This is a genomic window from Streptomyces sp. NPDC127106 (assembly GCF_042677605.1).
Taxonomy (GTDB): Bacteria; Actinomycetota; Actinomycetes; order Streptomycetales; family Streptomycetaceae; genus Streptomyces.
In genome coordinates this window covers 47,980-60,234 of record NZ_JBHXTC010000009.1, presented here as the reverse complement: position 1 = coordinate 60,234, position 12,255 = coordinate 47,980, and the positions used below count along the sequence as shown (strand labels likewise).

Annotated in this window: 7 protein-coding genes; 4 read left to right on the top strand and 3 right to left on the bottom strand. The window is 76.2% G+C overall.

What is annotated here, in order from left to right; genetic code table 11:
• Positions 1-123 precede the first annotated feature (123 nt).
• Positions 124-1,533: a serine hydrolase domain-containing protein gene (locus ACFVGY_RS11740; RefSeq protein WP_385674677.1), complete on the bottom strand. Its 1,410-nt coding sequence runs from the start codon at positions 1,531-1,533 to the stop codon at positions 124-126.
• Between the two features lie 205 nt (positions 1,534-1,738).
• Positions 1,739-2,803 (bottom strand): hypothetical protein, encoded by a 1,065-nt coding sequence (locus ACFVGY_RS11735; RefSeq protein ID WP_385674674.1) that lies wholly within the window; start codon positions 2,801-2,803, stop codon positions 1,739-1,741.
• A 168-nt stretch (positions 2,804-2,971) separates the two neighbouring features.
• Here ACFVGY_RS11735 and ACFVGY_RS11730 point away from each other — a divergent pair, with 168 nt between their 5' ends.
• Positions 2,972-3,595 carry a class I SAM-dependent methyltransferase gene (locus ACFVGY_RS11730; RefSeq protein ID WP_385674671.1) on the top strand — a complete coding sequence of 208 codons (624 nt, stop codon included), beginning with the start codon at positions 2,972-2,974 and terminating at the stop codon, positions 3,593-3,595.
• A gap of 117 nt (positions 3,596-3,712) precedes the next feature.
• On the opposite strand, the gene ACFVGY_RS11725 is transcribed toward ACFVGY_RS11730, so the two are convergent.
• Complete coding sequence (locus ACFVGY_RS11725) at positions 3,713-5,308, bottom strand: CocE/NonD family hydrolase (RefSeq protein WP_385674915.1); 1,596 nt, start codon at positions 5,306-5,308, stop codon at positions 3,713-3,715.
• Positions 5,309-5,563: 255 nt separating this feature from the next.
• On the opposite strand from ACFVGY_RS11725, the gene ACFVGY_RS11720 reads away from it, so the two are divergent.
• The 3 genes from ACFVGY_RS11720 (at position 5,564) to ACFVGY_RS11710 (ending at position 12,179) form a co-directional block, all read left to right on the top strand.
• Complete coding sequence (locus tag ACFVGY_RS11720; RefSeq protein WP_385674667.1) at positions 5,564-6,265, top strand: YoaK family protein; 702 nt, start codon at positions 5,564-5,566, stop codon at positions 6,263-6,265.
• A gap of 186 nt (positions 6,266-6,451) precedes the next feature.
• Positions 6,452-11,164 carry a hypothetical protein gene (locus tag ACFVGY_RS11715; RefSeq protein ID WP_385674663.1) on the top strand — a complete coding sequence of 1,571 codons (4,713 nt, stop codon included), beginning with the start codon at positions 6,452-6,454 and terminating at the stop codon, positions 11,162-11,164.
• Positions 11,165-11,348: 184 nt separating this feature from the next.
• Positions 11,349-12,179 (top strand): class I SAM-dependent methyltransferase, encoded by an 831-nt coding sequence (locus ACFVGY_RS11710; RefSeq protein ID WP_385674660.1) that lies wholly within the window; start codon positions 11,349-11,351, stop codon positions 12,177-12,179.
• Positions 12,180-12,255: the final 76 nt, after the last annotated feature.

Here is a 12,255-nt window from a genome sequence, read left to right as displayed (position 1 = left end):
CTCTGGGGCGGGGGTCTCTCTTTTCTCCGGGTGGGGGGGGGGGGGGGGCGCCCCCCCCCCCCCCCCCGGCCCGGGGGGGGGCGGGGGCCCCCCGCCCCCCCCCCCCGGGGTGCGGGACGGGTGTCAGCGCTGCTGGGCGAGGCGCGGGGCGGTCAGGACCACCGCCGGTGCGTCGACGAGCGCGCCCGGCGCCGCCGGGCGCTCCTCGACGTCGGGCGCGGGGGCGGGTGCCGGTACGGGGGCTCCCGGGGCCGGGGCGGCCGGCGCCGGTGCCGTGGTGCCGCACAGGGCCTGGTCCTTGAAGGCCCTCAGCGCGGCGTCGGCCGGGTGGTCGAGGAAGGCCGTGCCGGCCTCGTTGAGGCGCTGGTACTTCATCAGGTTGTAGCCGATCGCGAACTGCCGCTTGCCGTCCGGCGTGGACAGCGCCCACGTCCCGGCACCGAAGACGCCGCCGTCGTGGCCCCACACCGGCCCGCACGGCGTGTCGATGGAGTAGATGCCGAGGCCGTAGCGCGTGCCGACCTTCCCGTTCTCGTCCTTGACGTCCACGGTCGTGCGCATCTGGTCGAGCTGGGTCCGCGGCAGCAGGTCGCCCTTCAGCAGGGCCCGGTAGAAGGTGGTGAGGTCCTGCGTCGTCGAGACGAGCGCACCCGCGGTGCCCGCCCAGGTCATGTTGTAGTCGCTGTAGTCGCGCGGCGGGTCGATCAGCCCGTAGAAGCTCTCGTACATGCGGGCGTGCGGGCCGCTGATCTTCGGGTCGGTGCCGGGGAAGTAGGTGTTCTTCAGGCCCGCCCGGCGGATCACGTCCCGGGTGATCACGCGCTCCGGGTCCTGGCCCGTGACCTTGCGCAGGATCTCGCCGAGGATGAGGTAGTTGGTGTTCGAGTAGTGCCACTCGGCCCCGGGTTCGTTGAGCTGCGGGCGAGCCACCCCGTACCCGATCAGTTCGGCCGGGCGCACCGTGCGGAACCGGTGGTCGTCGAGGCTCTCGGTGGTGCCCTTGAGGAGGGAGGGGAAGGCGTCCCCGATGTAGTCGTTGATGCCACTGGTGTGGTTGAGCAGCATGCGTACGGTCACCTTGCGGCCGCGCTCGCCGGGCAGCAGCTCGGGCGTGTAGTCGCCCACCGGCCGGTCGAGGCCTATCCGGCCCTTGGCGGACTGCTGGAGCACGGCGACGGCGGTGAAGGTCTTGGTCACGCTGCCGACGCGGTGCCGGAAGTCCGGGCGGACCGGCCGCTCGGTGTCCACGTCCGCGAGGCCTGCCGCCCCGTCGAAGCGGGTGTGCCCGTCCCGGACCGTCGAGTAGGCGCCGTAGATGCCGGCCTCGTGGATGGCCCGCAGCTTCTTGTCGAGCTCCGCGCGGTCGAGGCGGCCGGCGGCCGGTCCGACGGCCGCTGCCGGGTTCGGGCCCGTGGCGGGCGCGGCGACCGCGGCGGGGGCGAGACCGGCGAACAGGGCGACGGCGACGGCACTCGCCGCCGCGGTGCGGAGCAGCCTGCGGGGGCGGGGACGGCCGGGGTGGGGGTGGTCCACGGATGGCTCCTGGGGCAACGGCCCGGGTCACGGGCCTGGCGATCACGAACACCTCGATTCTTCCGGCGCGTTCCGCCTGCTTCGTCCTCCACCGGGACGAGCTGCCCGCCGTCGCGTGTCAACCTCGGGGAGGAACGGACACATTGACTGCCCGTTACATTTGTCATGCCGGCCCGGCCTGCCGCAGTCCCCGGCCGTCCGTCCGCTAGGCCTCCAGGATCCGCCGCGCGAGCCGGTCGCGGTTGCCGCCCGCTGTGATCCGGCCGCCCGGGGCCAGCTGGCTTCGCACGGCCTCTTGGAGCCGCGACCGACCCTGCGCGTCCAGCTCGTGCACTCCGGCGTCCGCCACGACGAGGGCCTGCTCCAGCTCGAAGCCGCTGCGGGGGCTCTCGATGGCTTCGACGACGAAGTCGAGGTTCAACAGCTGGGGCCTGCCCTGCATCAGGGCCAGCGCCACGACGCGCTGGCCCTCCGTCTCCGACTCCCACAGCCTGCGGATGTCGACGTCCGCCGGGTTCAGCAGGGCAGCGAGTGACCGGATCCCGGAGACGAGTGCCTCCAGCTCCGCAGTCGGCCGCTTCCCCCCGGCAGCGACCGCCCGCAGTGCTTCGTACTGTTCGGCCGCGGCCTGCACCTGGCCCACGGCTTCGGCCGCCCTGGTACGCAGTTCCCTGGCGGAGGCGTGATCGCCGCCCGCCTCGGCCCGGTTCGCCAGCTGGAGGTAGTCGAGCACCTGACGGTCGGCCCCGCGCAGCGCGGGCGCGAGGTACAACCGGGTGGCCAGCCAGCCGCACAGGAAGCCGAACACGAACGAGCCGGCCACCAGTGCGCCGGCGAAGGCGGCGCTGTCCGGCCGCCCGCCCAGGGCCGGCGCCAGCGTCGACGTCAGTCGGCGGAAGGCCGCGGCCAGGGAGGGCAGCTGGGTCAGCCCGGCGCCGATGAGCAGCTTGGTCAGCCAGTCCGAGACCAGTTCCAGGTTGGTGTTGGGCTGGTAGTACGTCGTGATCCCGGCGCTGCCCGCCCCGTCGTCACCGGCCGCAGCCGTACCGGACGAGACCGTCCGGGGCACGCCGAAGAGGAAGCCGAGGCCTCCACCCACCAGCGCCGTCGCCCCGAAGACCATCAGGCCGGAGCCGAGGACGGCCGCGGGCTCGGGGCAGCGGCTGGCGTAGAGGAGCAGGCTGACCAGGCCCGCGACGAGCACTCCGAGGAGCAGGCCGGCCCGCCGGGCGGACGGGGTGCGCAGTACTCCGGACCATCGAACGGGCATGCCGGCCTCCCGACCACGGGCACACGAGGGACCTCGGGCATTTCAGCACGGGTCGGCCCGCCTCCCGAGAACGCCACACCCGTGCGGTGCGGCCGGGACCCCCGTCAGGAGCCGTTGTGTTCGGGGGCCGTGGCGGTGCCATGCTGGAGGAGAGACACGGAGGCGGCGATGGGCTGGTACGCGGACCAGGTCGTACCGCGGATCGTGAACGCCGCCTGCGGCGCCAGGTCCGCGCGGCCGTTGAGGCGGCGCGTGTGCGCGGGGCTGCACGGTGAAGTGGTGGAGATCGGCTTCGGCTCGGGGCACAACGTCCCCTGCTACCCGTCGGCCGTCACCGGCGTGGCCGCGATCGAGCCTTCCGACGTCGGGTGGCGACTCGCCCGTGACCGGGTCCGGGCGTCCCCCGTGCCCGTACGGCGGGCCGGGCTGGACGGCCAGTCGCTGCCCTTCGAGGACGACGTGTTCGACACCGCCCTGTCCACCTGGACGCTGTGCACCGTCCCCGACGCCGGCGCCGCCCTGCGCGAGGTGCGGCGCGTACTGAGACCCGGCGGCACCCTCCACTTCGTGGAGCACGGGCTGGCCCCGGAGGAGGACGAGAGCGTACGCCGCTGGCAACGCCGGCTGGAGCCGGTCAACAAGCGGCTGCTCGGCGGTTGCCATCTCACCCGGTCGACGGTCGGCATGCTGACGGCCGCAGGCTTCGTGATCACCGCCCTCGACGTCTTCTACGAGGAGGGCGCCCCCAAGCCGATGGCCGCCGACTCCCTCGGCGTCGCCCTGTCTCCCTAGCCCCTCGGCCCGGGGCGACCGGCGGCTCGCTCCGACGGCAACCGCTGCGGTCGCGTGCGCAGGTCGGCCGGAGCGAACGATGCAACCGTGCTCGGGGGCGGGGTGCCGCGGGGCGGCTCAGGGGCGGGGCAGGAGGAGGGACGACGGGGCGTGGAGCGTGATGCGGGTCGGGGTGAACTCGGTGGCTTCGGCGGGTGATGCGCCCGTTCCCGGGTTCCGGGCGTAGCGGGGGTGGGCGCCGGCACTGATCTGCCAGCGGATGCGGTGGCCGGCGGCGAAGCGGTGGGCGGTGGAGCTCATGGCCACGGTCACCTCGGCCGGCCGGTCCCGGGCGGCCCGGACCGGGGCCACGCCGTCGCAGACGTTGGTGGAACGGCCGTCGGGGGCCACGTCGCACAGGCGGGCGAAGACGTCGCAGTGGCCGGTGTCGGTGGCCACCGTCAGCCGCGCCGTGACCGGGCCGAGGACCTCCACCGGTGTGGTCAGCGGTGGTCCGGTGAAGGTCAGGACGTCGTCGCGGGCCTCCAGGCGGCGGTTGTCCCGGGCGCCGGCGGTACGGGAGAGCAGGCGGCCGCCGACGGCAGGGGTGGGGTCGGCCGGGTCGTAGCGGAAGGACGCGAGCGGCGCCGGCTCGGCGCAGGCGGGGCCGTCGGGGGTGAGTCGGCCGTCGGGGGCGGCGTACCAGGCCTCGGCGGGCGCGGCCGGCGGCCAGTCGGGCAGGTCGTGCCACTGCTGCGCCCCGCCCACGTGGAGCCGTACGCGGGTGGGCCGCGCGGCGGCAGGGTCGCCGTCGAGGTGGGTGCGCAGCCATGCGAGGCTCTCGGCGAAGACCTCGGGCCAGCCCTGTTGGAGGGCGGTGGTGTGCGTCCACGGGCCGACGAGGAGGGCGGTCTCGCAGCCGGCCCGGCGCAGCCTGCCGTACTGCTCGAAGACCTGGTCCGCGAGGCCGTCGTGCCATCCGGTGACGAGGCCGGTCGGTACGGTGGTCCGGTCCGCGGCACGGGCGAGGGACGCGCCGGCCCAGTACGGGTCGTCGGCGTCCGGGTGCGTCATCGCCTCGTCCAGCCAGGGCACTTCGCCCAGCGCGGACTCGTACGCCCCGCGCAGCGGCCGCGCCGTGGTGATGGCGCGCAGGCTCCGGTGCAGGCGCAGCGTCGCCTTCAGGAAGGGGACCGCGCCCCGGTGCTGGTGGGTCATGCCGGCGCCGACCGCGAGGGCGGCCTCCAGGTGGAGCACCCCTCCGGCGTGGAACAGGGCGTGGGGGTCGTGCAGGCCGATCTGGACGACCATCGCCTTGAGCTCCGGCGGCGGGTCCAGGGCCAGGGCCCACTGCACGTAGCCGAGGTAGCTGGGGCCGATGGTGGCGAGGCGCCCGTCGAACCAGGGCTGTTCGCGCAGCCAGGCCACGGTGGCCCGGCCGTCGGCGGGTTCGTTCCGCCACAGGTGGAACCGGCCGCCGGACCCGCCGGTTCCGCGGCAGCTCTGCAGGACCACGTGGAAGCCCTGCTCGGCGAAGAGCACGCCGTACATCGGGCCCCAGGGCAGGCCCCTGCCGTACGGGGAGCGGACGAGGAGCGTCGGGAAGTCGCCCTCGGCGCGCGGGAAGTAGTGGTCGGTGACGAGCGGGCTGCCGTCGGCGGCGGGAACGTGGAGTCCCGGCTGCAGGCCGACGTCGTGGCGCTTGGCCGGCAGGCCGCGCCAGGTGGCCCGCATCAACCGGGCGGACAGCGGCGGCTTTCCGGGCGGCTGCACCCAGGCGGTGCTCGAGGCAGGTGTGTTGACGGGTCGTGAGGACATGGGCATGGTTCCACTCCCTTCTCTACGTACACTGTACGGCATTCGCGGGACCGTGCTTGCGCCGAAGGTGCGATGCGCGGCGCGCCGCGTCGTACGGGGCGGGGAGCGCGGGTCGGCGGCGTCGACACTGGGGGCGGGTCACCCTGCGGGGCCCCGGGCCCGGGAGGGGACGTGCAGGCGAAGGCCGCTGTGGCGCTGGCTCCGTACATGGTCGTGCTGACCGTGACGACGGGGCTGGTGGAGGCGGCCAGCCTGCTCGCCCTCGGGCCCGTGTTCACGGCCATGCAGACCGGCAACGTCCTCTTCCTCGGCTTCGGCCTGGTCGGGGAGGGCGGACTGTCCGTGGCGGCGCCGACGGTGTCGCTCGGCGCGTTCGTCGTCGGGGCCGCGATCGGCGCCCGCCTGGAGACCCGGCTGGAGGCCGACCGGCACCGGTGGTTCGTCATCGCCCTGGTGGTGGAGGCACTGTTGGTGGCGGTCGCCGCAGGCACGGCCTGGGGCCTGCACCCCGTCCACCGGGCCCCCACCACGCGCCACCTCGCCACGATCGCCGTGCTGTCGACCGCGTTCGGCATCCGCAACGTCACCAGTCTTCGGGTACAGGTGCCCGACCTGCCCACCACCCTGGTCACCCGGGCCATGACCGCCCTGACGGCCGGGTCCGTCCTCGGCCACGACGCCCTCCTCGCCCGCGGGCGGGCTGCGACGGCGCGCCGCGCGGCCTCGGTGGGCGCGATGTTCGCGGGGGGCCTGGCGGGCGCGTCCTGGATGCACGCGGGCTGGCCGGTGGCCGGGCTGCTGCTGGTCGCGTCGGCCGTCGTGCTGCTGGTGGCGGTCGCGTACCTGCCCCGGCCGCGCCTGTACACACACTGATCCGGAGCACCGGAGCACCGGAGCGCCAGAGCACCGGAGCGCCCGGGTGCCGGAGCCCCCATGTGCCCACGTGCCCACGTGCCGGTGGCCCGGGGTGTACGGGCGCGGCGGGGTGCAGGGGCGGTTCGGGTGGCCGGTGGCCGGCTGCCTCCGCCGGTGTCACATGCACGTGCCAGGATCAGGCGCATGAAGATCCAGATCGCGCCGCCCGCCGACCCGCGGACCTCCACCGCCTACACCGACTGGGCCCGGGCCCACGGCCCCGCTGCCGAGGAGACCGCGAACGGGCTGCTCGACGAGGTGCGCGGCACCATCCACCGTGCCTACGACAAGCCCGGCCGCTTCGTCGACGGCCTGGAGCGGCGCGTGCGGGAACTGGACCCGGCCCACCTGCCCTGGTTCTGGGACACCGTCGGCCACCGGCTCATCAGTTGGCACGCCCGGTCCGCCGCCCGCGCCTACACCCTGGCCCGAACTGCCGAAGTCGCGCACGGACTTGCTGCCGACCCCGACTGGCACCGGGCGAACGTGCTCGTCTTCGCCGCCGGTGGGGCCCTGCCCGCCGCCGCCCTCGGTGAGCACCAGGCCTGGCTGGCCGACCGTCTGGAGCCCGCCGCCGCGCACGAGGAGTACGTACGCGTCCTGCACGCCTGGGCCGCGTCCCCCGGGGACCTCCCCGCCGACCTGGCCCGCCGCGTCCGCCTCTCGGCCCGCGGCGCGGGGCTCGGTCCCGCCGAGGAGGCCCGCGTGCTGGGCCTCGTACTCGGTGCGGCCCGGGGCAAGTCCGTCCCCGACCGGCTGCTCGACGCCGCCCGGGACCTGCTCGCCGCCCACCCCCGGGGCGACGCCACCGACGCCCTGCTGCTGGACCTCTTCCCCGAGACCCGCGGCGACGGCTCCGCGTGGCTGCGGCTGCTCCTCGCCTGCGGCGCGGTCGACGCCGCCGTCGCCGGGCGGATCGTCCCGCAGGGCGGCCCCGGCGCCTGGTTCGGCCGGTTCACGGAGCGCTACTCGCACCGCCCCGCCGGCGGAGGCGGCGTGACCCGACAGCCCCTGCCGGACGAGCTGTTCGAGGTGCTGTCGCGGCTCGCCCCGCGGCTGCGGGCCGCCGCCGCGCCGCTGACCCTGCACGAGGACCGCTACCAGTGGCCCGGACTGGACGCCGAGCTCCTCGACGCCTGCCTCGCCGAAGGCATCGCCGTCACCGACCCCGGCCCGGCCGTGCCGCTGGTCCTGCGCGACGGCGGCCTGCGGCGCGACCTGCTGGCGCTCGCCGCCGACCCGGTCTTCGGGCCCCGCCTGGAGGGCACCGTCCACGCCGGCCTCCGCGGCTCCGGGACGGCGATCACCCGCCTCCCCCGCAACCCGGGCATCACCGCCGAGGTCCACGGCCGGATCGAGGCCCTCCTCGACGCCCTGCGCGGCGGCGGCCTGGCCGCGGCCGACGAAGCCGTCCGCGAGCTCGACGGGCTGCTGGACCGGCCCACCGCCCGCGCCCTGGACGGCATCGAGGAGGCACTCGCCGGCCTCGACCTGACGGGCCCGCTCGCCCGCGCCCTGCGCGCCGGGCTCCCCGAGGAGTGGAGCTGGCCCGCCCTGGAGGCGGCCGTCGCCGGCTTCGGCCCCGGCGGGGTCACCGGGGTCACCTCCACCTGGCCCGTGCTCACCGTCCACGGACGGGACCGCGCCGTCGCCGTCGACCACGCGGGCACCCGCGCCTCCTGCACGTTCCGCCTCCCCGACGACGCGGCCGCCCATGCCGTGCACTACGTCGGCGGCCATTTCCTCGTCAGCTGGACCGTTCGCGGCGACGGCAGCTCCTTCGGCGAACTCGCCTTCTGGACCGACCGCCCGGACGAGGTCTTCGAACCGGAGCAGCAGCTCGGCCTGCGCCGCTACGGCGGCATGATCCAGGGCGGCCTCGGCTACCAGTTCGAGACCCGGGACGGCGGCGGCCGCCACGACGGCGAGCGCGTCCTGCGGCCCGGCGGCCGGGAAGGCATCGGCTCGCACGACGTCCAGATGAGCGACGGCCACCGCCTGTGGGCCACCGACGTGTTCGGATCGGCGCGCAGCTGGGCGCCGGTCGATCCCGCCACGGGCGCCCGCGCCGCCGCCCCCGGCCCCCGGGGGTCCGCCGCCCGCGACAGCGGGGCCGGGGCCGGGGCCGGGGACCTCGGCAACCTGCCCGACTTCCACGCCGCGACCCCGCTCCCGCCGGGCACCGGCTGCTTCGGCGACCTCCAGACGCTCGCCGCCCTGCCCCCGGGCGCCCCCGACTCCCCGCTCGGCCAGGACGGCCGGCTCGTCGGCTGCCGCGTCCTGTACCGCACCCCGTACGCGGGCCCCTCGCCCACCTCGTTCGTCCTGGAGGGCATCGACGGGCGCAGCGCCACGTACCGCAGCCGGCGCTGGGGCCGCCGCCCCTGGGCCGTCCTCCGGATGCCGTCCGGCGGCGAGGACGCGGTCCTGGCCGGCCAGGAGACCTTCCGCGCCCACGCCGCCGAGGACAACTCGCTGCTCTGGCAGACCCACGGCTTCCCCGGCTCCGACCGCAACCGCACCTCCGGTTTCGGGGACGCGGCCGGCCCCTTTCCGCCGCCCGCGTTCTGGCACTTCCTCACCCCCCGCTGCGCGGACTCCTCCGCCGCGCTGCGCGAGGTCGCCGACACCGCCGTACGGGACCTCCTCGACGCCGCCCTGCGCGGCGAACCGGACCCCGCCCCGCCCGGCCTGCCCACCCTGCCCGGCCTGCCCGGCCTGCCCACCCTGCCCGGCCGCCCGTTGGAGGCGCGCATCGCGGCCGGTGTGGCCCGGGCCGCCGTGCTCGCCGCCGACGTGCTCCGGCGCCGGCGCGCCCTGTCCCGCAAGGTCGCGGTGATGCGTGCCGGGCCGGTGGTGACCCTGCCCGCCGAGATCCCCGACAGCGTCCTGGTCCCGGCCCTGTACGGGCTGCTGCCCGCGGACCGGCGGTCCTACGACGACCCGGGCCCCGCACCGCAGCCCGCCCTGCTCACGGCCGTCGCCGCCGACGGCCGCCACCTGCGCGGCGAGATCGACGACGAGACCCGCGTCCTGGCCCTGCCCGCCGCCCCCGACGCCTGGCAGGCCCTGCTGGGCCGGATCGGCGCCGTCGCGTGGCGCGCCGCCGTCGCCACCACGCCCGCCCCGGACCGGGGCGCCCTCGTCGCACTGCTGCAGACCTGGAGCGGTCAGCCCTTCGCCGTGCGCGGCAGCACCTGGCGCACCGGCCGCGCCACCCCTGAGGCCCTGGCCGCCTGCCGCGCCGCCGGGCACCCGCTGGCCTCGGGCACGGTGCGCGGCGGCACGGCCTGGTTCGTCCAGCCGTCCGCCGCACCCGCCCCGGACGGCGCCTGCGACACGGCCGGGGTCACGGTCGAGGAGGACGACGCCGCGCGTCTGCCCCGGCTTCCGGCCCTGCTGGCCGAGCGCGGCCCGGTGTCGGTCGAGCCCGCGGCGGTCGAGGCCTTCGCCCGGCTGACCGGGGTCCGGGTCCCCGTCGCGGCCCTGGTCCTCGCCGGCTTCCCCGGCCGCGAACGCCACGACGAGCACCTCGCCCTGCTCGGTTCCGCCCCGTACGGCGCCGGCAAGGACCTCGTCCGCCTGTACGGCGAGCTGTGCCACCGGCTCGGGCCGAGCGGGCAGCGCGCGGTCCTGGCCGCCGGCCTGCCCGGCGACCCGGCCGAGCTGTGGGAGCCCGCCGCCACGACGGCGGCGGCCGAGCGGATGGCCGCCGTCTGGAACGGGCTGCTGGGCGCCGAGGACTACGCCGACGAGGAGCTCGCCACCGCCCTCGCCGCCGACCTCGGCCTACCCGACGGCTGGGCCCGCAGCCTGCCCGCCGGACGCGCCCCCGAGGACGCGCCGTTCGGCGAGGCCGGCTTCGTCCTGACCGGCGACCGCACCGGGGGTCTCGTGGTCAAGCACCGCGCGCCCGAGCGGTCCGTCTGGGGCTACGTCCGCCCCGGCGAGCCCGCGCACCGCACGGCCGCGTCGGTGATCGCCTGGGCGCTCACCGAGCGCCCGGTCGGCGACCCTGCGGCCCGGGGCGCCCTCGCCCTGTACGGGCGGTTGCGGGCCCGGCTCGACCACCCGGGAACGCTCGTCCCGCTCGGCGGGTTCCAGGACCTGGCCGCCACGGCCGCCACCGACCCGGCGTTCCTCCCGTACGAGGGCGAGGTCCGGCCCTGCCCCGAACCGCTGTGGGAGAAGGTCACGTCCGTTTCCACCGCCCTCGACGACGGGCTGTTCGTCGTCGCCGTACCCGCCGGCGACACGTTCCTGCGGCCCGCCGCACTGGCCGACGCGCGGCTCCTGGCGCGGGCGGAGGCCCTGGCCGCCGCCGACTCCCGGCCGTGGCTGCTGAGGGAGCTGCGCGGGACGAAGCAGCTCCTCGACGGGCTCGACCGGCTCGCGGCCCGTGCCTCGGACACCCCCGTGCCCGAGGGCGGGTACGAGAACAACCCGGCGCTCAGCGCCCCCGGGCTGGTGGAGGAGGTCGCCGGGGCGCTCGCTACGGGCGCCGATGCCGCGACCCTGTACCTCCAGCTGCTGGCCCTCGCCCGGCCCACCGACCGCGCCGTACGCCGCTGGAACGGCTGGACGCCCGCCCGGCACCAGGCCGCCCGGGCGGAACTGCTGGCCACGGGCGCCGTGGAGAACGGCAAGCGGGCCCGCGCCGGGCGCACGCTCTTCGTACCGGGGCCGTGGACCCAGCTCAAGGCCCCGCACCTGCCGGTGGAGAGCGACAAGCTCCCCGCCCACCTGGCGTCGGCCTCGGGCAGCACCCTGCACGCCCCGCTGCTGCGGCTGCTCCCGGTGCTGCCCGCGCACGAGCAGTTCGCCGGGGCCTGGGCCCGCTCCCGTACGGCCCGGTAGCCTGCCGACCGCGGCCCGCACGACGGCCGGCCCTCCCGTCGGGGGAGGGCCTCCCGGCCGCCGTGCGGGCCGCTCCCGCCGGACACCACCACCGCGCCGGCCGTCCGCCGTTCACCCGAACGGCGGTACCGGCCGGACCCGCCTATGCTCGGAGAAGGGGCACGTCCGAGCCCTGGAGGCGGTCATGTCCGATGCGACCGACCCGGTCGCGGCCGATCTCGCGCTGAAGGCCCGCCACCGGACCATGTGGGCCATGGGCGACTACCCGTCCGTGGCCTCCCACGTCGTCCCGGAGAACGGTGCCGAACTCGTCGGGGAGTGCGGCGTACGCCGGGGGGACCGCGTCCTGGACATCGCCGCGGGCTCGGGCAACGCGGCCATCCCCGCCGCTCTCGCCGGCGCCGACGTGGTGGCCAGCGACCTCACCCCCGAACTCCTCGAAGTGGGCCAGCACCTGGCCGCGGTGCGCGGCGCGCACCTGGAGTGGCGGGAGGCGGACGCGGAGCACCTGCCCTTCGCGGACGGCGAGTTCGACGTCGTGATGTCCTGCTTCGGCATCATGTTCGCCCCGCACCACCAGACGGCCGCCGACGAGATGCTGCGCGTGTGCCGCCCGGGCGGCACGGTCGGCCTCACCAACTGGACTCCCGAGGGGTTCATCGGCCGGATGTTCACGACGATGAAACCGTACGCGCCTCCCCCGCCTCCGGGGGCCCAACCGCCGCCCCTCTGGGGCGACGAGGAGCACGGGTACGGGCTGCTCGGCGACCGTGTCACGGACGTGGTCTCCCGCCGCACGACCGTCCGCGTGGACGCCTTCCCCGACCGCGGGGACTTCCGTACCTTCTTCAAGGCGTGCTACGGCCCGACCATCGCCGTCTACCGCGCCATCGGCGACGACCACGACCGGGCGGCCGCCCTGGACCGCGAACTCGACGCCCTGGCCGAGGAGAACACCCGGGACGGCGTCATGGAATGGGAGTACCTCCTGCTCACGGCCCACCGCACGGGTTGAACGCGCCGCGCTGCCGGAACCAGTAGGGCCGTGACGGGGGGTGGAGCCATGACCATCGAGGTCGCCCGGCTACGGT

Bases quoted from the DNA above. Each gene is read 5' to 3' on its own strand.
- ACFVGY_RS11710 (WP_385674660.1), top strand. From the start codon at position 11,349: ATGTCCGATGCGACCGACCCGGTCGCGGCCGATCTCGCGCTGAAGGCC.
- ACFVGY_RS11715 (WP_385674663.1), top strand. From the start codon at position 6,452: ATGAAGATCCAGATCGCGCCGCCCGCCGACCCGCGGACCTCCACCGCC.
- ACFVGY_RS11735 (WP_385674674.1), bottom strand. From the start codon at position 2,803: ATGCCCGTTCGATGGTCCGGAGTACTGCGCACCCCGTCCGCCCGGCGG.
- ACFVGY_RS11725 (WP_385674915.1), bottom strand. From the start codon at position 5,308: ATGCGGGCCACCTGGCGCGGCCTGCCGGCCAAGCGCCACGACGTCGGC.
- ACFVGY_RS11730 (WP_385674671.1), top strand. From the start codon at position 2,972: ATGGGCTGGTACGCGGACCAGGTCGTACCGCGGATCGTGAACGCCGCC.